The organism is Luteibacter sp. E-22, assembly GCF_049913125.1.
Lineage (GTDB): Bacteria > Pseudomonadota > Gammaproteobacteria > Xanthomonadales > Rhodanobacteraceae > Luteibacter.
Genome location: NZ_CP183975.1, coordinates 371286 through 396127, shown reverse-complemented (window position 1 = coordinate 396127; position 24842 = coordinate 371286). Strand labels below are relative to the sequence as shown.

19 protein-coding genes are annotated in these 24842 nt (G+C 66.6%); 7 read left to right on the top strand and 12 right to left on the bottom strand.

Going from position 1 to position 24842, the window contains the following annotated elements; genetic code table 11:
* Nucleotides 1–52 precede the first annotated feature (52 nt).
* A complete protein-coding gene (locus ACN9M2_RS01680; protein ID WP_426286461.1) occupies nt 53–937 on the bottom strand; it encodes an EamA family transporter in 885 nt (294 codons plus the stop codon).
* Nucleotides 934–1722, bottom strand: a complete 789-nt coding sequence (locus ACN9M2_RS01675) for an AMP nucleosidase (RefSeq protein ID WP_426286460.1) — start codon at nt 1720–1722, stop codon at nt 934–936. The genes ACN9M2_RS01680 and ACN9M2_RS01675 overlap by 4 nt, the downstream gene beginning before the upstream one ends.
* A gap of 195 nt (nt 1723–1917) precedes the next feature.
* On the opposite strand from ACN9M2_RS01675, the gene ACN9M2_RS01670 reads away from it, so the two are divergent.
* Both ACN9M2_RS01670 and ACN9M2_RS01665 read left to right on the top strand, forming a co-directional pair.
* Complete coding sequence (locus tag ACN9M2_RS01670; RefSeq protein WP_426286459.1) at nt 1918–2862, top strand: DegV family protein; 945 nt, start codon at nt 1918–1920, stop codon at nt 2860–2862.
* 2 nt (nt 2863–2864) lie between these two features.
* Nucleotides 2865–3509: a DUF4124 domain-containing protein gene (locus ACN9M2_RS01665; RefSeq protein WP_426286458.1), complete on the top strand. Its 645-nt coding sequence runs from the start codon at nt 2865–2867 to the stop codon at nt 3507–3509.
* A 65-nt stretch (nt 3510–3574) separates the two neighbouring features.
* On the opposite strand, the gene ACN9M2_RS01660 is transcribed toward ACN9M2_RS01665, so the two are convergent.
* Both ACN9M2_RS01660 and ACN9M2_RS01655 read right to left on the bottom strand, forming a co-directional pair.
* Nucleotides 3575–4960 carry an Hsp70 family protein gene (locus ACN9M2_RS01660; RefSeq protein WP_426286457.1) on the bottom strand — a complete coding sequence of 462 codons (1386 nt, stop codon included), beginning with the start codon at nt 4958–4960 and terminating at the stop codon, nt 3575–3577.
* An 81-nt stretch (nt 4961–5041) separates the two neighbouring features.
* A complete protein-coding gene (locus tag ACN9M2_RS01655; RefSeq protein ID WP_426286456.1) occupies nt 5042–5824 on the bottom strand; it encodes an SDR family oxidoreductase in 783 nt (260 codons plus the stop codon).
* 69 nt (nt 5825–5893) lie between these two features.
* Between ACN9M2_RS01655 and ACN9M2_RS01650 the strand changes: the two genes are divergently transcribed.
* Nucleotides 5894–6694 carry an ABC transporter ATP-binding protein gene (locus ACN9M2_RS01650; RefSeq protein WP_426286455.1) on the top strand — a complete coding sequence of 267 codons (801 nt, stop codon included), beginning with the start codon at nt 5894–5896 and terminating at the stop codon, nt 6692–6694.
* A 45-nt stretch (nt 6695–6739) separates the two neighbouring features.
* Entirely contained in the window at nt 6740–6952 is a 213-nt protein-coding gene (locus ACN9M2_RS01645; protein ID WP_426286454.1) for a hypothetical protein, read from the top strand.
* 48 nt (nt 6953–7000) lie between these two features.
* On the opposite strand, the gene sppA is transcribed toward ACN9M2_RS01645, so the two are convergent.
* Both sppA and ACN9M2_RS01635 read right to left on the bottom strand, forming a co-directional pair.
* Entirely contained in the window at nt 7001–8920 is a 1920-nt protein-coding gene (gene sppA / locus ACN9M2_RS01640; RefSeq protein ID WP_426286453.1) for a signal peptide peptidase SppA, read from the bottom strand.
* Between the two features lie 53 nt (nt 8921–8973).
* Complete coding sequence (locus tag ACN9M2_RS01635; RefSeq protein ID WP_426286452.1) at nt 8974–10362, bottom strand: MATE family efflux transporter; 1389 nt, start codon at nt 10360–10362, stop codon at nt 8974–8976.
* 88 nt (nt 10363–10450) lie between these two features.
* On the opposite strand from ACN9M2_RS01635, the gene ACN9M2_RS01630 reads away from it, so the two are divergent.
* The 3 genes from ACN9M2_RS01630 to tal all read left to right on the top strand — a co-directional run bounded on the left by ACN9M2_RS01630 (nt 10451) and on the right by tal (nt 15278).
* Nucleotides 10451–11629: a DUF3667 domain-containing protein gene (locus ACN9M2_RS01630; RefSeq protein ID WP_426286451.1), complete on the top strand. Its 1179-nt coding sequence runs from the start codon at nt 10451–10453 to the stop codon at nt 11627–11629.
* Between the two features lie 371 nt (nt 11630–12000).
* Nucleotides 12001–14175, top strand: a complete 2175-nt coding sequence (locus tag ACN9M2_RS01625; RefSeq protein WP_426286450.1) for a primosomal protein N' — start codon at nt 12001–12003, stop codon at nt 14173–14175.
* A 149-nt stretch (nt 14176–14324) separates the two neighbouring features.
* On the top strand, nt 14325–15278 hold the full coding sequence (tal, locus tag ACN9M2_RS01620; protein WP_426286449.1) for a transaldolase: 954 nt from the start codon (nt 14325–14327) through the stop codon (nt 15276–15278).
* A 181-nt stretch (nt 15279–15459) separates the two neighbouring features.
* Here the strand turns inward: tal and ACN9M2_RS01615 are convergent, their stop codons facing one another.
* The 6 genes from ACN9M2_RS01615 to ACN9M2_RS01590 all read right to left on the bottom strand — a co-directional run bounded on the left by ACN9M2_RS01615 (nt 15460) and on the right by ACN9M2_RS01590 (nt 24774).
* Nucleotides 15460–16857, bottom strand: a complete 1398-nt coding sequence (locus ACN9M2_RS01615) for a coniferyl aldehyde dehydrogenase (RefSeq protein WP_426286448.1) — start codon at nt 16855–16857, stop codon at nt 15460–15462.
* Between the two features lie 16 nt (nt 16858–16873).
* On the bottom strand, nt 16874–18286 hold the full coding sequence (locus tag ACN9M2_RS01610; RefSeq protein ID WP_426286447.1) for an efflux transporter outer membrane subunit: 1413 nt from the start codon (nt 18284–18286) through the stop codon (nt 16874–16876).
* Nucleotides 18273–19472 (bottom strand): efflux RND transporter periplasmic adaptor subunit, encoded by a 1200-nt coding sequence (locus ACN9M2_RS01605; RefSeq protein WP_426286446.1) that lies wholly within the window; start codon nt 19470–19472, stop codon nt 18273–18275. The genes ACN9M2_RS01610 and ACN9M2_RS01605 overlap by 14 nt, the downstream gene beginning before the upstream one ends.
* Nucleotides 19462–22665, bottom strand: a complete 3204-nt coding sequence (locus ACN9M2_RS01600) for an efflux RND transporter permease subunit (protein WP_426286445.1) — start codon at nt 22663–22665, stop codon at nt 19462–19464. The genes ACN9M2_RS01605 and ACN9M2_RS01600 overlap by 11 nt, the downstream gene beginning before the upstream one ends.
* Nucleotides 22666–22745: 80 nt before the next feature.
* Entirely contained in the window at nt 22746–24116 is a 1371-nt protein-coding gene (locus ACN9M2_RS01595; RefSeq protein ID WP_426286444.1) for an ATP-binding protein, read from the bottom strand.
* The gene (locus ACN9M2_RS01590; protein WP_426286443.1) at nt 24094–24774 is read right to left on the bottom strand and encodes a response regulator transcription factor; all 681 of its coding nucleotides are present in this window, start codon (nt 24772–24774) and stop codon (nt 24094–24096) included. Before ACN9M2_RS01590 ends, ACN9M2_RS01595 begins: the two co-directional genes overlap by 23 nt.
* Nucleotides 24775–24842 lie beyond the last annotated feature (68 nt).

Genomic DNA, 24842 nt, shown 5'->3' with positions numbered 1-24842 from the left:
TCGCCGCCCGCTCCCACGGGCGGCCTTTTTTATGAAAAGCGCCCCAACAACCTCAAGCGACAGCAGCTGCGCGACGCTGGAGGTAAGGCGCGAGGACAAAGCAGGCCACGCCCATCAGCATCACCACGATGCCGCCCCACACGGCCGGTTCGAATCCCTCGTCGAACACGAGGTACGAGGTGAAGATGCCGGACACCGGCACGATCAGCGACAACGGCGCCACCGACGTCGCCGGGTATTTCTTCATGAGGTTGTTCCACACCATGTAGCCGAACACGGTGGTCACATAAGCCTGGAACAGCACCGACCCGGCCGCCCGCCAGCTCACGCCATGGCCGAGAGCCTGAAACGGACCCGATCCATGGACGACGTAGGTGAGGATGAACAGAACCGGCGCGGAGAACACGCTCGACCATGCGACGAACGCGATCATGTCGGCCGGCTTGTGCCACTTCACGATGAGGTTGCAGGCGCTCCAGCTGAGCGCCGCCAGCAAGACCAGCGCGATGCCGAAGGCGGTGGACGTGCCTTCGATATGGCTTATCACGATCATCAGACCACCCGCCGCAAGCAGCATGCCCACAAGCTGGGGCAAGCGGATGCGTTCGCGGAGGAACACCGCGCTCAACAGAACGGTGAAGAACGCACTGAACTGCAACACCAGCGATGAAAGCCCGGGCGACATCCCCTTGGCCATGGCCAGGTTCACGACCCACCAGAGGCCGACGCCGAACAGCACGCCATATGCCGCCAACGCCGCGATGGACACGTCGCGCGGCCAGCGCAGGAACAACACCAGTGGAAACGCGGTGAAGGTGAAGCGCAACCCGGTGAGGAGGAACGGATCGAGGTCGCGAAGACCCACTTCGATCACCGAAAAGTTGCTTCCCCAGATCAACGCGACGAGCACGCCCAGACATAGATCCGCAGGTTTCACGGCTCGCCGTCGTCTTCGAAGCGCAGGTGCTTCACGCTGCGGCCGTGGCGGCGGACGAGTTTCAAGGCTTCGATGCCTACCTTGATGTGCCGCTCGACGAAGGTGGCGGTGACCACGGCGTCGCTGGTTTCGGTCTTCACGCCTTCGGGGATCATCGGCTGGTCGGACACCAGCAGGAGCGCGCCGCAGGGGATGTGGTTGGCGAAGCCGGCGGCAAAAATGGTCGCGGTCTCCATGTCGATCGCCATGCTACGGGTGCGACGCAGGTACTCCTTGAAACCGTCGTCGTGCTCCCAGACCCGGCGATTCGTCGTGTAGACGGTGCCGGTCCAGTAGTCGTGGCCCAGGTCGCGGATCATGGTGGAGACCGCGCGCTGCAGCTGGAATGCCGGCAGGGCCGGAACCTCCGGCAGAAGGTAATCGTTCGAGGTGCCCTCGCCACGGATCGCGGCGATCGGCAGGACCAGGTCGCCGATGGCGTTCTTCTTCTTGAGGCCGCCGCACTTGCCCAGGAACAGCACGGCCTGGGGCTCGATCGCGCTGAGCAGGTCCATGACCGTCGCCGCGTTGGGGCTGCCCATGCCGAAGTTGATCAGCGTGATGCCGTCGGCCGTCGCGTTGGGCATGGGCCGGTCGCGCCCCTGCACCTCCACGCCGTGCTCCAGGGCGAAGCGCTCCACGTAGTGGCCGAAGTTGGTCAGCAGGATGTGCCGGCCGAATCCCTCCACGGGCGTGCCCGTGTACCGGGGCAGCCAGTTGGAGACGATTTCGTTCTTGGTTTTCATGTCGAATCCGGGTGCGCGTGCGCCGGCGGCGTTCGCCTTTGCTTGCCGACGGCGCGGTTACCGGCGACGCCACGCCGGCGGAGTGCCAAATTCATTCGCGCAAGTGTAGCATCCGGCCCAGCGGGGCAAGCCGGGACGCATCGGGTGTTTCGGGCGCCGCGGGGCCGTCAGGCCTACCATGGGGGGTGGTGCCCGATGCGAATCGGCATAGCGATCGACGCGGCCTGCGACCTGCCGCAGGAGTTCCTGGAACGCAACGGTATCGCGGTGATGCCCATCGCCGTGAAGGTGGACCTGCAACGCTTCAAGGACGACCGCGACCCGGTCGAGATCCAGCGTTTCCGAAACCAGAAGCTGGGCAGCCGCAGCCACTCGGCCGAGACCGAGGCGAGCTCGGTGGAGGACGTGCAGAACCTCTTCCTCCAGCGGATGGTGAAGGAATACGACTGCGTCGTCTGCCTCACCATCATGGCCACGCGCAGCCCCATCCACGACAACGTGATCAAGGCGAGCTTCGCGATCCTGAAGAACTACCGGCCGGTCCGCGAAGCCGCTGGCATCGGCGGCCCCTTCCTGATGCGCGTGGTCGACACCCGCAACATCTTCGCCGGCTCGGCACCGGTGGTGGTCGAGGCGGTGCGGACGATCCAGGCGGGCAAGTCCCCTGCCGAGGTACGCGAACGCGCCGCCCACATCGCCGATTGTTCCTACGGTTACATGCTGCCGCGCGACCTCAACTACCTGCGCTCCCGCGCCCGCAGCAAGGGCGACCGCAGCGTGAGCTTCCTCAGTTCCATGCTCGGCACCGCGCTGGATATCAAGCCGATCCTGCGGGCGCACAAGGGTGAAACCGGGCCGGTGGGCAAGGTTCGGGGATTCGAGCACGGCGCGCAGACGCTGTTCGATTACGCCGCGAAGCGCGTGCAGGCCGGCTTGCTCGTGCCTTCGCTCTCGCTCAGCTACGGCGGCGATCTCGACGACATGCGCAACCTGCCCGGCTACCAGGCGCTCACGCGCGTCTGCGCCGAGGCCGGCGTGGAGATACTGGAGAGCCCGATGGGTATCACGGGCATGGTCAACGTCGGCGAAGGCGCGATGACGCTGGGCCTCGCCTCCGAAGAACACGTGGCCGAATTCTGAGCATGCTTCCCGCGCGCATCCTGCTCGCCGCCCTCGCCCTGGCGACGGGCGGCGACGTGGTGGCGGAAACCGTCTACAAGTGCCAGGCCGGTGGGCAGACGATCTACCAGCAGACACCCTGCGCGAAGAACCAGCGCCAGCAGGCGATCCAGCTGCAGGACTCCGCACCGGCGGACGGGCGCGTGGCGCCGATGCCCGGACCGCCGCCATCGCGCGAGGCGGTCGACGAAGCGCCCCCGCCACAGGCACCCGTGGCCCCGGCTCCCGTGCTCTACGGTTGCATTCGCGCCACCGATGGCAAGCCATATACCAGCGACAACGGCTATCCCGAGCCATACATGGCGCCCTTCGGCGTCCTGGGCGCGGTCACTTCGTCACTCGCCGATACCTACGGCAGCCGCGACGCGGCGGTCGCATCCGCGCCGGAGCTCAACCGCGGCAAGGGCAACGCGGCGGCGGTGGCGACCAGCAATTACGTATGGGTGCAGGACCAGTGCCGCCGGCTCAGCCCCGCCGAGGCCTGCCAGGCCGTGCGCGGCGACGCCGAAGCGAACCAGCGCCTGCTCCGCAACGCGTTCAAGAGCGAGCGCGCTCCGCTGGAGGCGAAGGACGCACGGCTTCAGGCGCAATTGAAGGGCTGCGGATAAGCCATTGAAGGGCTGCGGATACCCGACGATGGGAACCGACCCTGCCGGCTCCCACAAGGGCTCGATCAGGCGGCCGCGACGGCGAGTCCGGAGACCACGCCCAGCGACGGGTCGCCTTCGACCATGGGAATGCCCGGGAAGCTGTCGCGCACGGCCGCTTTCACGACAGGCGAACGCGAAGTGCCGCCGGTCAGGAACACGCTGGCGGGCACGCCGGGCCATTCCTCGCGAACTTCCGCGAGCAGGCGCTGCATGCGGTGAATGAACGGCTCCACCGCTTCGTCCATGTCGGCGCGAGCGATGCTCACGCCGAGGCCGGGTTCGAGGAAGCCGAGGTCGGCATGCGCCTCGTCAAGGCCGCTCAAGGTGATCTTGCTGCGCTCCGCGGTCTGGTTGAGTCGTGTCGTGGCGCCCGGCTGCTGCAACGCGCGCAAACGCGACTGCCAGGGTTCGTCGACCATGCGGTAATCCTGGCGGCGGAACTCGCGCTGCTTCGGCAGGTTGTGCACGCTGGCCGCTTCGACGAAATGATGTACCGGCACGCGGGTGATGTTATTGCCAAGCTCGGGCATGAAGCTGTGCATGCTGAGGTTGATGTCGAGGTCGGTACCACCCTTGGCCAGGCCCCACGTACGGACGATACGGGGCAATTCATCGCCGCCTAGTTCGGCGAAGGCGACGTCGGTGGTACCGCCGCCGATGTCGACGATGAGCGCTGCCTGCCGTGTCGTGAGCCGCTTGTGATAATGCATCGCCGCCGCCGCGGGTTCCTCGAGGAACGAGACGGCATCGAAGCCGGCCACGGCGGCGGCTTCGCGGAGGATCTCCACCGCCTGTTCCGATCCCTTGTCGCCCATGGAACTGCGGAAGTGCACGGGGCGTCCGATCACCGCGGTGCGCACCGCCTCGCCGAGCTGGCGGCTGGCGGCGAGGCGGATGTGTTCGAGGATGTGCGTGGCGATGTGCACGATCACCTTGCGCACTTGCGGATCGAGGCGGTATCCCAGCATCGATTTCGGCGATTCGATGAGGTTGCCGTCACCGTATTCGAGATAGGCCTCGACGGCTTCGTCGCCGAACAACGCATGCTGGAAACTTTCCACCGTCGCGGTCGGCGATTCGGCGGCGCGGCGCTCCATCCACTGCCGGCGCACCGTGCGCAACGCGTCGCGGCGCAATTCGTTGTCGCTGCGTTCGACGAAGGCGCCACCACGTTGCTGCGCCTCCGTCGCGAACTGGCGCTGCTGGGCGCGTGCCGAGCGGATATGAGCCTCGACCTGCGCGTCGAGTTCGGGCGTCAGCTGGAAGTCGTTCGGATCGGGCACCACCTCGGGAAAGAAGACGGCCGTGCGAAATTGCCTGGCGTTGCCGAAGTGGATCAGGGTCAGTTCGTCGCCGATGAAGGTCGCGGCGGCGGAATAGCTCGTACCGAAGTCGATACCGATGTTCATGGGGTTCTCGGGGGCAAGACAGGCGGGCGGCATGGCGCGGCGGCGCGCCGGCGGCCCCGGGGAACCGCCTATCTTAAGGCCTCAGAAGCCGTAGCGCAGGAATCCGCCGTCCACGGCGACGATTTCGCCGGTGACGTAGCTCGATGCCGGCAGGCAGAGGAAGGCCACGGCCCCGGCCACTTCCTCGGGTTCGCCGATGCGGCCCATCGGCGTGCGGTCGAGCACCTCCTCCAGGTACTCCGAATCGGCCAGCGCCGGTTCGCTGCGTTGGGTGCGGATGTACCACGGGGCCACCGCGTTCACGCGGATGCCATCCTCCGCCCATTCGACCGCGAGGTTCCGGGTCATCTGGTGCAGCGCGGCCTTGGTCATCCCATAGGGTGAACCCGTACGTACGTGCGTGATGCCGGAGACCGACCCGATATTCACTATCGACGCGTTGGCGTGCTGGACCAGGTGCGGGTAGGCCAGCCGGCTCATTTCGAAGGCGGAGAACACGTTGAGTTCGAAGAGCACGCGGTATTCGTCCTCCTCGTAGTCCAGCGTCGGACGCGGCGTGTTGCCACCGACGTTGTTCACCAGGATGGACAGGTTCATGCCGAGGTCGACGACCCAGTCGAACACGGCGAGGCGGTCTTCGTGGTCGGACAGGTCGGCCGCCATGCCGAGTACTTCCACGTCGGGGCATTCCTCGGCCAGTTCGTCGCGCACTTCCTGCAGGACGAGTTCGTCGCGCGCCACCAGCAGCACGTCGGCGCCGAGGACGGCCAGTTCGCGTGCGCAGGCGTAGCCGATACCCTTGCTTGCGCCCGTGACCAGGGCGGTACGCCCGTCGAGGCGCCAGCTGGAAAGTCGTGGATGCATGTCGGTCTCCTTTGGAAGGATCGTACAAGGTATCGCCGCCAGCTCCGAGGGGCCGGTATGCTCGGGACCATGGATACTTCGACACCGCTGCTTTCCATCGACCGCGCCACCGTCCTTCGCGAAGGCCGCGCGTTGCTCGACAGGCTTTCGCTCACCATCACCCAGGGGCAGCACACGGCCATCCTCGGACCCAACGGCTCGGGCAAGTCGACCCTGGTGAAATTGATCGAACGACGGGTCTACCCGCTGGTCCACGACGACGGCTCCGCCGTGGTACGCATCTTCGGGCGCGATCGCTGGAACGTGGCCGAGTTGCGTTCGCTGCTCGGCGTCGTCTCGTCGGACCTGCGCCGGGAGTTCGAGGCCAGTAACGAGGTCGCACTGAACGCCGTGCTTTCCGGCTTTTTCGCCTCGATGACGCTGGGACTCGATCACGCGGTCGACGATCGCATGCGTCGGCGCGCCGTGGAGGCACTGGAGCGGGTCGGCGCGTCGCACCTCGCGGAACGCGATGTCTCGACCTTGTCGACCGGCGAGGCGCGGCGCGTGCTGATTGCGCGGGCACTGGTCCACCGCCCCCGGGCGTTGCTGCTGGACGAGCCCTGCGCCGGACTCGATCCCGGTACGCGCCGGCGCTTCCTCGACCTGCTGCGCGAGCTCGCGCGCGATGGCACCACCTTGCTGCTGGTCACGCACCACGTCGAGGAAATCGTGCCGGAGATCGGCCACGTGGTGATGCTGCGCGATGGTGCGTTGTTCGACCAGGGCGCCAAGGAGCGGCTGCTGGCGGACGAACACCTGTCCGACCTGTTCGGCTGGCGCATGGAAGTGGAACGGACCGACGGTTTCTACGGTGCGCGATTGCGCTGACCCGGCGGCCGCGCGAGACTCGGGACAGCCCCGGAGGACCGCGTCATGATCCGTACCGCACTGCCCGTCATGGTCGCGCTCGCCTGCGCGGCCTGTTCGAAGCCGCCGCAGCCGAACGAACCGCCTGCGCCACAGGCGCGCGTCGAAACCCCGTGGGATTCGTTGGAGGCCCAGAAGAAGAAAGCGCAGGACGTGCAGAAGGTCGTCGACGATCAGGCCAAGGCACAGGCCAAGGCGGTCGAGGCACAGGCGCAATAGGCAGGCGCGATAGCTGGGTTATCGCGACCCTATCGGCGATGCTCTCGATCAGCGCGGCGAGCAGAAGCAGTAAGCGTAAACCTGCGGCTTACCGGCTTCCGCCGTGCGGAACAATGCCCACTCCGGCGCCAGGCGAGGCAGCTCGGCGACCCACGAAGGCAAGCGCAATCCCCACGACATCGCCACGCGCGCCTCGGAACTGTCACCGATGCTGGTCAGGAAGCGCTCGAACGCACCCATTGGCTTCTCGGCATAGCGAACCTTGAAATCCTTGCCGAGGTTGGCCTGTTGCGCGGCATCGCGGATGGCATCGTCGAGGCTGCCCATGCGGTCGACGAGGCCGCGCTCGAGCGCCTGCTGGCCCGTCCATACGCGGCCCTGCGCGATCGCGTCGATGGCGGCGAAATCCTTGCCGCGCGCCTTGGCCACGTTGCCGACGAAATCGCGATAACCCTTGTCGATGATGCTCTGGATGAGCACACCGACGTTGGGATCGAGTGGGCGGGTCATGTCGAACGCGCCGGCGAGGGGGCCGGTGGCGACGCCATCGCTCTTCACGCCGATCTTGGCCAACGTGTCCGGCACGGTGAAGAACATGCCGAAGATGCCGATGGAGCCGGTGATGGTGTTCGGCTCGGCATAGATCCGGTTCGCGTTCATCGAGATCCAGTAGCCGCCGCTGGCCGCGACGTCGCCCATCGAGACCACGACCGGGATGCCGGCTTCGCGGGTGAGTTCGACCTCGCGACGGATCTGCTCGGCCGCGTACACCTCGCCACCGGGCGAGTTCACCCGCAGCACGAGCGCGCGTGTGCGGCGGTCGTTGCGCACCGCGCGGATCAACGCCGCCGTGGAATCGCCGCCGATCGTGCCCTGCGCCTGTTTGCCGCCGGTGATCTCGCCCTCGGCGACGACCACCGCCACGCCCGGACCGGTTTGCAGCAAGTCGACATTGGACAGGCCACGGTCCGCGAGGTAGCCGCCGAGATCGACCTGGCGGAAACCCTGGTCTTTCTTCCCGGCAGGCACGCCTTCCTTGCGCAGCATCTGCACGAACTGCTGCTCGGTGGCGATGCCGTCCGCCAACTTTTCCTCCACCGCCAGTTCGGCCAGGCTGCCCTTCGCGTCGCGCACGCGCCCGGCAAGGCCGTCGACATCGGCGCGCAGCGCGACCGGATCGAGATGGCGCATTTTCGCCACCTCGTCGATCCAGGTGGTCCAGAGTCCGCCGAGCCAGAAGGCATCGGCTTCCTTCGATTCGGGCGAGGCGTGGTCGAGGATGAAGGGCTCCGCCGCGCTCTTGAACTGGCCTACGCGGAACAGGTGCACCTGCACGCCGAGGCGGTCGAGCATGTCCTTGTAGAACAGGCGGTAGTTCGCGAGTCCCGTGGCCATCACCCCGCCCTGCGGATCGAGGTAGACCTTGTCGGCATGCGCCGCCAGGTAGTACTGGCCCTGGTCCAGGCTTGCCGCCCAGGCGAGCACCGGCTTGCCCGCGGCGCGGAAGCGGTCGAGCGCGGCGCCCACTTCGCGCAGGGCGGCGAAACCGCCGGCCTGCAACTTGTCGGGCCGGAGCACGATGCGGCTGACGCGATCGTCCTTGGCGGCGGAGTCGATGGCGCGCACGAGGTCGCGCACCTGCACCTGTTTCACGCCGTCGCCCGACATCCGGCCCACGGCGCGCGAGAACGCGTCGGCGCTGTACTGCTCAACCAACGCCCCTTCCGGCGCCAGCACCAGCACGGTCTTGTCGTCCACCTGGTTCGCCCGTCCGCCGACGAACACCAGCAGGAGGAACACCGCCAGCAGGCCGAAGAAGATCACGTTGATGATCACCAGCCGGGTGAGGTTGATGCCACGGCCGAGACCACGCATGAATCGGCCGAATCCTCCACCGCGGCGCGGCGGCGGGACCGGCTGGGGGCGGCCCGGCAGGGGCGGCGGCACGGTGTCGTAACGATCCGGCATCTAAGCGGCTTCCTCGATGATTGTGCGCAGCGTAGCGCGTCGGTGCGTTGGCATCACGTGTGGAATGGCATGGGCTTCGCGGTGTCGGGATCGTCGCGCCAGCGGCCCTTCGCGCTGCTCCGCCAGAACCGCGCGAAAAGCAGGATGGCCGCCATGCTGAGACCGGCGATCAAGCCCATCCACATGCCGCGCGCGCCCAGGCCATGGCCGAAGGCCAGCCACCATCCGATCGGCATGCCGACGATCCAGTAGGCGAACAAGGTAATGCCCATGGGTACGCGGGTGTCCTTCAGGCCACGCAGCGCGCCATTCGAGGCCACCTGGATGCCATCGGAAAACTGGAAGAAGCCCGCCAGGATGAGCAACTGCGACGCAGTGGCGATCACCGCCACGTCGTGGGTGTATAGGCTGGCGATCGCCGCCGGGAAGAGCAGCATCGTGCCTGAGGAGACGAGCTGGGTGACCAGGACCAGCGCGATGCCGGAAAGGCCGGCATAACGCACGCCCGCCACGTCGCGCCGCCCGGCCGCGTTACCGACGCGGACGGTAATCGCCATGGAGAGGCCGAGCGGGATCATGAACGCTACCGAGGCCACATTGAGCGCCACGTGGTGGCTCGCGGTGACCGTCTCGCCCAGGCGGCCGATCAGCAGCGCCACCGCGACGAACAATCCCGCCTCCATCAGCAGGGTCACCGCCATCGGCAGACCGATATGCAGGAGCTGGGCGATCTGCCGGCGGTCCGGCCGCGCCATGCGCCCGCGCAGGTTGAGATCGCGGTAGTTGCGGTGTTTCAGCACATAGATGGCGAAGCCGAGCATCTCCAGCCAGAGCACGATGGCCGTGGCGATGCCGCTGCCGCGCGCGCCCATCACCGGGAAACCGAGCTTGCCGTACATCAGCACGTAGCCCAGCGGCGCGAGCACCACGAGCCCGCCGAAGCTGAAATACATCGACGGGCGCGGCATCGACAGGCCTTCGGAAAGGCCGCGCAACGCGAAGTAAGTGGTCAACGCCGGCGCCGCGAAGCAGATGGCGTGGAGGAAAGCCTCGACGTCGGCGCGCATGGATTCGACGACGCCGAACAGGACCATCAGCGGCGAGGCATGCCAGACACCGAAGCCCAGCAGCAGGCCGAGACCCCAGGCGATGTACAGGGCCTGGTGGAACACCGGTCCCACCTCGGCGCGACGTCCCGCGCCGTCGAGCTGCGCGACCGTCGGCGGCACGGCCATCATCGTGCCGATGCCGGTCACGATGGCCAGCACCCAGATGTTCGCGCCGGTCACGACCGAGGCCTGTGTGTGCGCACTCTGATGGCCCGCGAGCACGGCGTCGACCACATTGGTGCCGATGGCGGAGAGTTGGGCGACGATCATCGGCAAGGCCAGCCGGGTGGTGGCGCCGATCTCACGCCGCGCGCGGGCGCGGTCGATGGACATGGGAAAAGTGACGATGGGTGGCCGCCCATTGTAGCGGTTGCCGTGCCATCATCCGAATTCGCAAGGGGAAAACTCGGGGAACCTGGGAATGAACGAACTGAAGCCGTCGCTCGGCCTGATGTGCGCCAATTGCGGCGCTGAGCTGAAAGGCGAGTTCTGTCACGAGTGCGGCCAGTCCATCAAGAGCGTCATCAAGCCCGTCTCTCACATGCTCGAAGACGCCGGCGACCTGTTCTTCCATCTCGACGAACGCATCGTCCACACGCTGCCGCCCCTGTACACGAAGCCGGGCTTCCTCACCCTGGAATACTTCGCCGGACGCCGCGTCCGCTACATCGCGCCGTTCCGCCTGATGTTCGTGTTCTGCCTGCTGGCCTTCTTCTTCGTCCACCTGGCGATCAGCGACACGCATATCGGCGGATCGGACGGCAAACCGGCCGCCAGCGACGATATCGCCGCGATCCAGCAGGCGGCCACGCCGGAGCGGGTCCGCGAACTCTACGAGGAACAGCACCGGGATCTGACCGAGGCGATGGAGGCGCCGGGCCTGCCGGCCGCGGCAAGGCCGGCCCTCGGAGCCGCCCGTGATCTCGTCCGGGAATCGGCGAATCGCCGCCTGGCCGAACTGAAGGCCGAGCCGATCGCCGCGGACCCCGCGGAGGATGCCGGCACGGGTGAGAACCCGTCCGGGAAGGTGCCGCGGCACAAAAACTGGTTCAACCAGCCCACGGTCGTCGATATCGCCTGGCTGCCGGACGCGGTGACGCGCCGCCTCGCCGTGGGCATCGCGCACCTGAAGGCGAACATCGTGCAGATCCAGGCGGGCGGGCCGCAGAAGGAAGAGGCCTTGCGCCGGATGATCGAGGGCTTCTTCTCGGTGATCCCGCAGACCCTGCTCGTGATGATCCCGGTGTTCGCCCTGATTCTGAAGCTGTTCTACGCCTTCCGCCGCCGGCTCTACATGGAACACATCATCGTGGCCCTGCACAGCCACGCGTTCCTGTTCATCTCCCTGCTCGGCCTGATGATCCTGGGCTTCGCCAAGGAAGCCATCCGCCCGCACGCGGCCTTCGCCGGATCGGTCATCTCCCTGGTCCAGGCGGCGATGTGGGTGTGGATGCCGATTTACCTCCTGCTGATGCAGAAACGGGTGTACCGACAGGGTTGGCCGATGACCCTCCTGAAGTACTGGTTGATAGGCAGCGTCTATTTCTGGCTGGTTCTGTTCGCGCTTTCCATAGCCGGTCTCATCGCTGCGGCGCACTAGGATTTCTTCCTAGGAGCGGGTGGTTGTGCACAGGGCCGAAGAGGCCTTCGCGTTTGTCAAGGCTCTATGGACAAGCAGTGAAGCCGCACCGGGACCCTATTCGTAAGTCAATGAATTAGAAATATATTTCAGCTTGGTTAAAATGTACCCAAGCTAACCTCAATGGCTCAACCATGCGCCTTGGATGGGCCCCATCCGAAGCTCATCCACAGAGTTATCCACAGGACTTGTGGATAAGATGGAAAGCGTTCTCGGGGCGGGCACTTAGCTCCTGTTCCTCTTTCGGGGGATGCCATTCGTAGGCAAACCCATGTGTGGATGGTCAATCATTGACCAGCAAAATCGGCATATGCCATTAAACTAGGCCTCGCATGACCGCCGTCCTCCGCGTCGCCCTTCCCGTCCCCCTGCTGACCCTGTTCGACTACCTGCCCCCCGCGGCGGGTGAAGCGAAGGCCGGTTCGCGCGTGCGCGTGCCCTTCGGACGCGGCGAGATGGTCGGCGTGGTGGTCGATCCGGCCGCCGAGGCCACGGTGGGCGCCAAGCGCCTGAAGCGGGCCACCGAGGTGCTCGACCCCTACCCGTTGCTCGATACCGAACTGCTCGCGACGCTGGCCTGGGCGGCCGACTATTGGGCGGGCGCTCCGGGCGAAGCCTTCGCCAACGCCCTGCCCCTGGCCCTGCGCGAACCGCGCCCGCTACCGGCCACCGGACGCGAGGTCTGGGCCCTGACCGTGCAGGGCCGCAGCGCACGTGACGCGAAGAGCCGCAAGGGTGGTTCGGCCAGCTTGCTGGAGGCGCTTTACGACGGACCACGCGCCGCCGACGAACTCGCTTTCGCCCTGCCGGCATGGCGCGCCGCCGCGAGGCGTCTGGTCGAGGCCGGACTCATCGAGAAACTCGAACTCGAGGAAACCTCGCTTCCCGCCCGGCCAGCTCCCGGTCCGGCGCTGAGCGAGGAACAGGCCGCCGCCGTCGCCACCATCGGCCAGGGCTTCGGCGGCTTCCAGCCTTACCTGCTCGATGGCGTCACCGGCAGCGGCAAGACCGAGGTGTATCTCGCCCTCATCGAACGCGCCTTGGCCGACGGCAAGCAGACGCTGCTGCTGGTGCCCGAGATCGGGCTGGCGCCGCAGACCGTGCGCCGGCTGCGCGAACGCCTGGGCGTGGCGGTGGAGGTGCTGCATTCGAACCTGGCCGAAGGCGAGCGCGCCCGGGCGTGGCTGCGCGCGCGCGATGGGACGGCGCGGGTCGTGCTCGGAACCCGCTCGGCGGTATTCACGCCGCTCCCGAACGCCGGCCTGATCATCGTCGACGAAGAACACGACGCCTCCTATAAACAACAGGAAGGCTTCCGCTACCACGCCCGCGATCTCGCGCTGGTGCGCGCGCGGGCACTCGGCGTGCCGGTGGTGCTGGGCTCGGCCACGCCCTCGCTGGAAAGCCTCGGCAACGTGGAAGCGGGGCGCTATCGCCGTCTCGTCTTGAGGGTGCGCCCGGGCGCTTCGCAGCCGACCCGCGTGCAGATCGTGGACATGCGCGCGCAGCGGCTGGATCACGGCCTCTCGCCGACGCTCGTCCATGCGGTCGCGCAGACGGTCGGCCGCGGCGAACAGGCGCTGGTCTTCCGCAACCGCCGCGGCTATGCCCCCGTACTGCTATGCCACGACTGCGGCTGGCACGCCGACTGCCCCCGTTGCGAACGGCCGATGACCCTCCACGCGGGGCGGCGGCGCCTGGTCTGCCACCACTGCGACAACACCATGCCGGTGCCCGTCGCCTGCCCTGCCTGCGGCTCGGCCAACCTCAGCCCGCAGGGGCAAGGCACCGAGCGGCTTGAAGAGGCGCTCGCGGAACGCTTCCCGGACATTCCGGTGGTGCGCATCGACCGCGAGACCACGCGCCGACGCGAAGCCTTCGGCGACATCCTCGATGGCCTGCGCGAGGACAAGCCGGCGATCCTGGTCGGCACCCAGATGCTGGCCAAGGGCCACGACCTGCCCAATCTCACGCTCGTGGCCATCGTCGGCGTCGACGAAGGCCTGCATAGCGTCGATTTCCGCGCCGGCGAACGGCTGGCCCAGCTCGTGGTCCAGGTGGCAGGCCGCGCCGGCCGGGCCAGCAAGCCGGGCAGCGTCCTCCTGCAGACCCACCACCCCGACCACGCCATGCTTCACGGCCTGCTCCGTGGCGGGTATCCCGCCGTGGCCGCCACCCTGCTTGAGGAACGCCGGTTGCTCGAACTGCCTCCTTACGCGCACCAGGTGCTACTGCGTGCCGATGCGCTGGGTCGCGCCGAGGTCGACGATTTCCTCGCGCAGGCGCACGCGGCCATCGGCGACCCCGGCGACCTGCGCATCTCGGGCCCCATGCCCGCGCCCATGCCCCTGCGTGCGGGGCGTCATCGCGGACAGGTGCTGGTGGAGGCCGGGTCCCGGGCGCGCCTCCACGGCTTCCTGCGGCCCTGGCAGCATGCCCTCGCCGGCCTGCCGGCGGCGCGCAAGGTGCGCTGGTCGCTGGACGTGGACCCGATCGATCTCTATTAGCCGGTGTCGGTGGCCCTTCACCGCTTGATTCGCACCGGACGCGCTCACACATCGTGTGGATATCGCTGAACCGATACCTTCGGATGCCTACATTTGCGAAGCGATCGGCGCGACAATGAAAGTCTTAACCAGGTAACGGGACCCCGAACGTGACCACTCAGCTCGAGCAACTCCGCAAGATCACCACCGTCGTGGCCGACACCGGCGACATCACCGCGATCGCCAAGTACAAGCCGGAAGACGCGACCACCAATCCTTCGTTGCTGCTGAAGGCCGCCGGCATTCCCGCTTATTCGGGCTACATCGACGAAGCGGTGCAGTGGGCCAAGGGCCAGAGCAACAGCCGCAACCAGCAGCTGGTCGACGCCAGCGATCGTCTCGCCGTGCTGGTGGGCCGCGAGATCCTCAAGATCGTTCCGGGCCGCGTGTCCACCGAGGTCGACGCACGCCTCTCCTTCGACACGAAAGCCTCCATCGACAAGGCCAAACGCCTGATCGGCTTCTACGAAGAAATCGGCATCGACAAGAAGCGCATCCTGATCAAGCTCGCCTCCACGTGGGAAGGCATCCGCGCGGCGGAGCAGCTTCAGAAGGATGGCATCGCCTGCAACCTGACCCTGCTTTTCAGCTTCGAACAGGCCGTGGCCTGCGCCGAGGCCGGCGTGTTCCTGATCTCGCCCTTCGTTGGCCGCATCTTCGACTGGTACGTGGCCAACACGGACAAGAAGACCTATGCGCCGGCGGAAGATCCGGGCGTGCAGTCCGTCCGCCGCATCTACGACTGGTACAAGCTGCACGGCTACGAGACCGTGGTGATGGGCGCCAGCTTCCGCAACATCGGCCAGATCCAGGCGCTCGCCGGTTGCGACCGCCTGACCATCTCGCCGGACCTGCTCAAGGAACTGGACGAGAACACCGGCGACCTGCCGGTGGCCCTGAAGGACAACGGCCGCCGCGAGGATCGTCCCGCGAAGATCGACGAGGCCAAGTTCCGCTGGGGCCACAACGAGAACGCGATGGCCACCGACAAGCTCGCCGAAGGCATCCGCAAGTTCGCCGCCGACCAGCGCAAGCTGGAAGAGCTGCTGGGCGCGAAGCTGTAAGCGACGCTCCACCCGTGACACACGAAGGGGCCGCAAGGCCCCTTTTTTATGTGTCCAGACGTGGAGACAGGACCGTTGTCCGGCCTGTGGTGGCGAGCGCCTCTTGTGGGAGCCCGCGGGATCGCCGACAAGGTCGGCTTCCAGCAGAGACCGTTGTAGAGGTTACGCCAGGGTGCCTCGCTCAGCGGCGGATCTTGAAATCCAGCAGGCGACGGATGGTCTTGCCATAGGGTGGACGCAACACGGCGCTGATGTCGAAGCGCGATTGCCGGTATACCGGACGCGCATGACTGAACGTGCGGAACCCGTCCACGCCGTGGTACGCACCCATGCCCGACGGCCCGATACCACCGAATGGCAGGTCGTCCATGCTCAGGTGCATCACCGTGTCGTTGATCGTCACGCCACCGACGACGGTGCGGGCAAGCACACGCTCCTGTTCCCGTACGTCGTCGCCGAAGTAATACAGGCTCAACGGGCGAGCATGTCCGTTGATGTAGGCGATGGCATCGTCGATGCCGTCATAGGCGACGATCGGCAGGATCGGTCCGAAAATCTCGTCGCGCATGACATCCATGTTGTCGTCCACGCCGGTGACCACGGCGGGTACGAGTCGACGCTCCTCCAGCGCCCCGCCCGGAGAATTCAGTTCGCGCACTACCGCTCCTTTCGCGCGCGCATCGTCGAGGTAACCTAGCAACCGGTCGAAGTGGCTGGCATTGACGATGGCCGTGTAATCGGGATTGCCGGCAAACGTCGGGAACATGCCCTTCACCGCACGATCCAGGGCGTCGACGAAGGCGTCCACCCTGTCTCGTCGCAGCAGCGCATAGTCCGGTGCGACACAGACCTGACCTGCGTTGAGCGTCTTGCCGAACATCAGCCGTCTGGCCGCCAGGTCGAGGTCGGCATCGGTGCCGACGATGGCCGGCGACTTGCCGCCCAACTCCAGCGTCACGGGCACGAGGTTCTCGGCGGCGGCGCGCATGATGTGCTTCGCCACCGAGCCGGCGCCGGTGAACAGGAGATGGTCGAAGGGGAGCGAAGCGAAAGCCGCACCGACCTCGGCATCGCCCGTGAACACCGCGACCTCGCTATCGTCGAAAGCCGTGGCGATCATCCGCTGTATGAGAGCGGAGGAACGCGGCGTGAATTCCGAGGGCTTGATCATCGCGCGGTTGCCGGCGGCGAGTATGCCGGCAAGCGGGGCGAACGTGAGATTGAACGGGAAGTTCCACGGCGAGATCAGGCCCACGACGCCCTTGGGCTGGTAGTCGACCCAGGCCCGCGCACCGAGCAAGGCGAGCGGCGCGGGCGATACCTTGCGCGGCTCGCGGCGCATCCAGCGGCGCACATGACGCTTCGCATGCTTGAGTGGCTCGATCGAAGCCGCCACGTCGGTCACCAGCGAAGCGTGCACCGAGCGGTGACCGAAGTCCTCGCGCAAGGCGTCGGCCATCTCGTCGGCGTGGTCCACCAGGAGGCCGATGGCCCGGTCGAGACGGTCGATGCGGACCTCGGCCGACGGTGGTCCATCGGCGAGTTGGGCTGACTTCTGGCGTTCCAGCGTGGCGTGCATGACGCCACTATACGGCCTAGCTGTTGCTCCAGCCGCCGCCCAGGGCGCGAATCAGCTGCACGCTGGCGCGCAGCTGACGGGTTTCGAGATCGATCACGCTGCGCCGCGCGTCGAGCGCATCGGTCTGGGCCTGGACGACATCGAGGTAACCCACCGCGCCCTCGCGATAGCGGTTGAGCGACAGGTCCACGGACCGCTGCGCCGCATCCGCGGCCGCTCTCTGATCCGTGAGCGCCGCACCCAGGTCGCGCAGCAGGGTGAGGTTGTCCTCGACCTGAGCGAAGGCGTCGAGCACCACGCCGCGGTATTGCGCACCGGCCTCCTCGGTCGCCGCCTTCGCCGCGTCGACACCGGCCTTGCGGCGCCCGCCGTCGAACACGCTGAGGAACAACGTCGGGCCGATCGACCAGAATCGATTCGGTGCGGTGGCGATGCTGCCCCAGGCGCCGCTCTGCCAGCCACCCTGTGCGTCGAGCGTCAGCTGCGGAAAGAACGCGGAACGAGCGATGCCCACGCGCGCGTTCGCCGCCGCCGTGCGCCGCTCGGCCGCCGCGATGTCCGGGCGCCGCTGCAGGATCAGCGAAGGCACTTCGAGCGGTATCGTGGGAACGCGCACGGCGTCGTCATCCGCCGCCAGCGTGAACGTCGAAGCGGACTCGCCAACCAGCACCGCGATCGCGTGCTGCACCAGTCCGCGTTGTGCCTGCGCCTGCGTCAACTGCGATTTCGCGTTCGACAACTGCGTCTGCGCACGCGCCACGTCCAGTCCTGACGCGATGCCACCGTCGTGGCGTGACCGGGTCAGTTCCAGGGCCCGGGTGAACGCGTCGATACTTTCGCTGAGGACCTTGATCTGACGATCGAATCCATTGAGCTGGAGATAGTTGTCGGCCAGTTGCGCCTGGAGGCTCAACTGCACGGAGGCGAGATCCGCCGCCGATGCGGCTTGCTCGGCGGTGCCGGCGGCGACGCTGTCGCGTACCCGCCCCCACAGGTCCACCTCGTAATCGAGCTGGGCACCGATCGTGTAGGAGTTGTAGTAGGCAGGCGACGTGGCACCGCGCAAGGGTCGCGTATCGGACTCGCGGTTACGTGTGGCGTTGCCGTTCAATCCGATCTGCGGGAAGAGGCCCGCCCGCACCTGCCGGGTGAACGCTTCCGATTGCTCGTAATGCGCAAGCGCTGCCGCCAGCGTCGCATTGTTCGCGACCAGCTTCGCCTGTAGCTCGTCGAGGCGAGGATCGCCGTAGAGCTTCCACCAGCCATTCCGGTCGATGTGATCGGCCGGCTTCGCCTCGGTCCACGGCGTGTCCGCGTTCGCGTACTGCGCCACCACCGGCACATCGGGTGCCTTGTAGGCGGGTGCGAGCGAGCAGGCCGACAGGCCAAGCGACACCAGGACGGCCAGTAGAGTGTCAGGCCTTGGCATGGTCACCATCCGCCTTCTTCGCTTGCTCGCCTTCCGCTTTCTTCGGTGGATTGACGCGCACGGTGTCGCCATCGGCAAGTCCGTCGGGCGGGCTCTCGATCAGTCGCTCGCCCGCGGCCAGGCCCGAGCCGAGTTGCACGGTCTTTCCGAAGTCGCGAGCGATGGTCACTTCCTTGAACTTCACCTTGTCCTGTCCGTCCACCACCGCGACACGCAGGCCCGAGTTGTCGAAGACCAGGGCGCTCGCCGGCACGCGTAGCAAGGCCGCGTTCGACGGAAGGTCGAAAGTGACGCTCGCATAGCCGCCGGGCAGCAACTTGCCGTCGGCGTTGTCGACCGACACCTGGACCAGCGTGGTACCGGATGCCGCGTTGATCGCCGACGACGACGATTCGACGGTACCCGTAAAGGTCTGCCCCGGATACTCCGGCACCGCGAGTTTCACGGTCGCGCCCTGCTTGATGGAGGGGGCATAGTTCTGCGGCACGTTCACATACATCCGCAGCTTGCGCACGTCGGATACGACGAACAATTCCTGGCCGCCACCTCCGGCATTGATCAAGGCACCGACATCCGTCTCGCGCGCGGTGACCACGCCATCGAAGGGCGCGACCAGCCGGGCGAAACCCTTCAGCGCCTCGATACGTTCCAGGTTGGCCTGCGCCGCCTGGGCCAGCGCGTGCTTGGCATCGTAGTCGCCGACCTTCTCGTCCACTTCCTGCTTGGATACGGAATCGGAATCGCGCATGCCCTGCCAGCGCGTGGCCGTGGTCTTCGCCAAGGCCTCGTTGGCACGCGCGCTGGCGAGGTCCGCTTTAGCCTGGAGCAACTGCTGGTCGAGATCGGGCGTCTCGATCTCGGCGAGCAGCTCGCCCGCCTTCACCTTCTGTCCGATATCCGCCTTCCAGTACTTGAGGTATCCACTGGTGCGCGCGAAGATCGGCGCGCGGGCATACGCCTGGAGACGGCCCGGCAGGTTGAGTTCGCCGCCGCCCTGGCCACCCTCGGGAGTGACCACGTTCACCGTCGGCACGGACTGCGCATCCGTCCATTCGCGCAGCTTTCGCGAGTCGTTGGCGCGCGTCGCCACGCCAGCCACGACGACGGCGAGGACGACGATCGCGGCGATGATGCCGGCCAGCCGGAGCCGGCGCGGCGGAGGAGTTTGCAACGTATCAGGCGACATGGACAGGCTCTCCGGAGGTGTTCGCCGGTGTGGGTGACGGATGACCACGACGCGCGTGGATGATGCTGAAGACGACGGGGACGAAGAACAGCGTGGCGGCCGTGGCGAAGACCAGGCCGCCGATCACGGCGCGGCCGAGCGGTGCGTTCTGCTCGCCACCTTCACCCAGGCCCAGGGCCATGGGTGCCATGCCGATGATCATCGCCAATGCGGTCATCAGCACCGGGCGGAAGCGCACGAATCCGCCGTCGAGTGCGGCGGCCGTCGCATCTCCGAGTTCGGCCAGCCGCTCGCGGCAGAAGCTGACCACCAGGATCGAATTGGCGGTCGCCACGCCCATGCACATGATGGCGCCGGTGAGCGCGGGCACCGACAATGTGGTGTGCGTGGCGAACAATATCCAGATGATTCCCGCGATCGCCGCGGGCAGCGCGGTGACGATCACGAACGGATCGCTCCACGACTGGAAGTTCACCACGATCAGCAGGTAGATCAGCACGATCGCGCCGAGCAGTCCCAGGATCAGTCCGGAGAACGCGTTGTTCATGGTCTGCACCTGGCCCAGCAAGGCGGTGGTCGACGCCTTGGGCAGGAATTTCTTGTTCGCCTCGATGATCTTCTGGATATCGGCGGCGACGGCGCCGAGGTCGCGGTCCTGTGTCGTCGCGTAGATCTCGACCATCGACTGTATGTTGTACTGGCTCACCACCGCGTTGGTGGCCACGCGCGACACCGTGGCGAGGCCACCGAGGATCTGCGAGCCGGCCGTGCCCGAACTCGGGCTGATCGGCACGTTTTCCAGGTCGGGCAGGCTGTCGAGGCTGTATTGCGGCGTCTGCATCACGATGGGGTAGGACACGCCGTTCTGCGGGTTGAGCCAGAAGGTCGGCGCGATCTGGCTGGAACCGGCGAGATTCACGCCAAGGCTATTGGTGACGTCACGCTCGGTGATGCCCACCTGCTGCGCGCGACTGCGATCCACGTCCACATTGAGCGTCGGGTTGGCCCGCGACTGCTGGATACGTGCGTCGGCCACGCCCGGCACGCGGCGAATCTCGCGCAGGAGGCGGCTCGCATAGTCGAAGTTCGCTGCGAGGTTCGGGCCGCGGATCTGCAAGTCGATCGGCGCGGGCGAGCCGAAGTTAAGGATCTGGCTGATGATGTCCGCCGGCGGGAACGAGAATGTCGTGCCCGGGAACTCGCGTGGCAGCTGCTCGCGCAACCGGCGCACGTAATCGGCGGTCGGTGCGTGCCCTTCATTCAGCGCGATCTGGATGTCGCCATCCTGCGAGCCGATGGTGCCGGTGTTGTTATAGGTATTGTTGATACCGGACGAGGACAGGCCGATGTTGTCGACCACGGTCCCGAGTTCCTCCTTCGGGATGACCCGCCGTACGGCATCGGTCACCTCGGCGAAGAGACGCGCACTTTCCTCCACGCGCGTTCCGACGGGAGCGCGCACGTGCATGAGTATCTGGCCCGAGTCCACCGAGGGGAAGAAGTTGCGGCCGAGCATCGGCACCAGGGCGAAGGAGAGCACCACGAAGGCCATGAAGCCGACGGTGAAGGCCTTGCGGTGATGCAGGGCGAGTGCAAGCAACCCATGGTAGCTCTCGCGTATCTTTTCGAAGCGGGCCTCGAAACGGCGCTGGAAACGGACCAGCGGATTGCGCGATGGCTTCTTGCCCTCGCCATGCGGATCGTCGTGCGAGTGTGGGTGCAGCAGGTACTTGGCCATCGTCGGCACGAGCGTGCGCGAGAGGATGAAGGACGCGATCATCGCGAACATGACCGCCTCGGCCATGGGCACGAAGAGGAAGCGCGCTACGCCCTGGAGGAAGAACATCGGCACGAACACGATGCAGATGCACAACAACGAGACGAAGGCGGGCGTCACGATCTGCGCCGCGCCATCGAGAATCGCCGTCTCGACGTCCTTGCCGTGCTCCAGGTGCCAGTTGATGTTTTCGATGGTCACCGTGGCATCGTCCACGAGGATGCCCACGGCCAGCGCGAGGCCGCCCAAGGTCATGATATTCATCGTCTCGCCCATCGCCGACAACGCCGCGATGGAGCCGAGGATCGCCAGGGGAATGGACGTGGCGATGATCACCGTCGAGCGCCAGCTACCCAGGAACAGCAGGATCATCAGGCTGGTGAGCGCCGCGGCGATGACGCCTTCGCGCGCCACACCCTCGATCGCCGCGCTGACGAACAGCGACTGGTCACCGATGGGCGCGATCTTGAGGTTGGGCGGCAGTGCGTCTTTCATCGCCGCGACGCGCTCCTTGATACCGGCGATGATCGCCAACGTGGAGGCGGAACCGTTCTTCAGCACGGTCATCAGTACCGATCGGTCGCCGTTGACGTGCACGATGTTGGTTTGCGGCGGTGAGCCATCGCGCACATGGGCGACGTCGCGAATGAAGACCGTGGCACCGTTGACGGTCTTCACCGGCAGGTTGCCGAGCTCGTCCACGTCCGACGGCGAGTTGTTGAGCTGCACCGTATATTCGTACTCGCCGATCTTCTGCGTGCCCACCGGCGTGATCAGGTTCTGCGCGGCCAGCGCGTTGGCTACGTCCTGCGCGGACAGTCCGCGAGCCTGCAACGCCGGCGGATCGATATCGATCTGCACCTGGCGGGTCTTGCCGCCGAACGGGAATGGAATGGCCGCACCGGCCACGGAGGTCAGTTGTGGACGGATGATGTTGAGGCCGAGGTCTCCCAGGTTCTGCTCGGTGAGGCCCTCGCCGGACAATGCCAACTGGATGATCGGCACCGTCGACGCGTTGTAGTTCAGGATCAGCGGCGGCGTGGTGCCCTGCGGCAGCTGGCGCAACAGGGTCTGCGCGACGGCCGTGACCTGGGCATTGGCGGTGCGGATGTCGACGGTCGGCTGGAAGAAGATCTTGATGATGCCGAAGCCCTGGATCGAACTGGCCTCGATGTGCTCCACGTCGTTCACCGTCGTGGTCAGCACGCGCTCGAACGGCGACGAGACGCGTCCGACCATCTGGTCCGGCGGCAGGCCGTTGTACTGCCACACCACCGCGATCACCGGAATCTTGATGTCGGGAAAGATATCCGTCGGCGTGCGCAGCGCGGCAAGCGGGCCGATGATGAGGATCAGCAGGGCGAGGACGACGAAGGTATACGGCCGCGTGAGTGCGATCCGGACGATGCCAATCATGGGAAGACGGATTCCGAGCGCGATGTTGCGTCGCGGCGGATTTTGCGCCCGGCGGAATCCGCCGCGTAGTTAAGATTTATTTAGGCGGCCGGACACGTCACGGAAAACACCGCGCCCTTCTCGTTTCCACCCACCGACAACGAGAACCCATGGAGCCGGACGATGGCGCTCACGATCGCGAGGCCCAGGCCGCACCCCGGCTTGGTGCGGGTCTCGTCGCCCCGGTAGAACCGGCGGAACACCGCCTCGCGCTCGTTCGGCGGGATGCCGGGGCCGGTGTCCGCGATATCCACCCGCGCGTCGCCCGTGGGATCGGTGAGCGCCACCAGGCGTACCGCGCCACCGTTCGGAGTGAACTTGATCGCGTTGCCGACGAGGTTGGCGAATGCCTCGAACATGAGCTGCGGATCGCCGCGAAGCGGCGGCAAACGCCCCACGTCGATCTCGAACAGCTGCCCGCGATCCTCGGCCAGCGGTGCGTAGAACTCGTGCACGTTGCGCAACACGGCGCCCAGGTCCATGTTTTCGAAGCAGGCACTGCGCTGGCGATCCTCCAGTTCGGACACGCGCAAGAGGGCGCGGAACCGGCTGAGGACGGTATCGATCTCGGCGACGCAAGCGTCGAGCTGTTCCGCTTCGGGCTTCCCCTCGAACTGCTGCTGCAGCCGATACAGGCGCGTGCGCATCCGCGTGAGCGGTGTGCGCAAGTCGTGAGCGATGTTATCGGTGACGCCCTTCACCTCGCCGAGCAGGCGCTCGATCTCGGCCAGCGTGGTGTTCACCGTCGCGGCCAGCAGGTCCACCTCGTCGCCGCCGCGCGTGACGGGCAGGCGCACGCTGAGATCGCCTTCGCGAATCGGCTCCATCGCCCGCTGGATCGCCCGGATCCGCCGCGCGGGGCCACGCGCGATCAGGACGCCGCCGAGCAGGCCGGGAATGAGTGTCAGTGACAGGCCCCACAGCAAGCCTCGGCGGATGATCGCGCCGATGCCGTCGATGGTCGTGCTTTCCTTCGCGACGACCAGGCGGTCGCCGTTGGGCAGCACGCGGGTGATACCCCGTGCGCGCATGGTGACGTTGCGGGTCGGGCCGGCGAGGCTGGCGTTCACCGACCGCACGACGCCCTCGTCGGTCAGTTCCTCGGGTACCTTGCTGATATTGCCCGCGATGCGTGCGCCCTTCGCATCGAACAAGCCGATCCACATGAAACCCTGGACATCGATGGCGCTCGCCGCCTCGACGGTCGCCGGCAGGCGCTGCTGGTCCGTGTTCTCGAGGTAATGGATGCGCGCGGCGAGCATCTGGTCGACCACGCCCGACAGGTAGCGCGAGGACTCCCATTGCACGACACCCAGCAGCACGACGGACCAGATCGCGAACAGGGCGCCGTAGATGATGATCAGGCGCGAGGTGGCGGAACGCCAGGCGTCAGTCAGCGGGCGCAAGGACATACCCCGAGCCGCGTACGGTGCGGATGAGTGGCACCTGGCCGGCGCCGTCGATCTTGCGCCGGAGGCGGCCGATATGGACGTCGATCACGTTGGTGCCGGGATCGAAGTGGAAGCCCCACACATGCTCGAAGATCATCTGCCGCGTCACCACCTGGCCCGCGTTGCGCATCAGGAATTCGAGCAGGCGGAACTCGGTGGGCAGCAAGGTGAGCGCTTCGCCGTTGCGTTGGGCGTTATGGCGGACCAGGTCCAGTTCTAGGTCCGCGACGCGCAGGCGCGTGTCGTTCGCGCTGGGCCGGCGCCGGCGCAGCAATACTTCGGCACGCGCGGCCAACTCGTCGGGAGCGAAGGGTTTGGTGAGATAGTCGTCGCCGCCGGCGCGCAGGCCGCGCACGCGGTCGTCCACGTCGGACAAGGCGCTGATCATCAACACCGGCGTGTCCACGTTGCGCTGGCGCAACGCGGAGATCACGTCGATGCCGTCCATGCCGGGCAGCATACGGTCGAGGGTGATGATGTCGTAGCCGTCCGCGAGCGCGCGGTCGAGGCCGTCACGGCCGTTCGCCACCCAGTCGGCGGTGAGGCCGTGGGCACCGAGTTCCGCGACGATGTCGCGGGCGGTCACTTCATCGTCTTCGATGACCAGGGCCCTGGGCATCCGGGTTCACTCCACGACTGGGAACAACGGAAAACGGCCCCGCGCGGGGCCGTTCCGGATCTTACGCC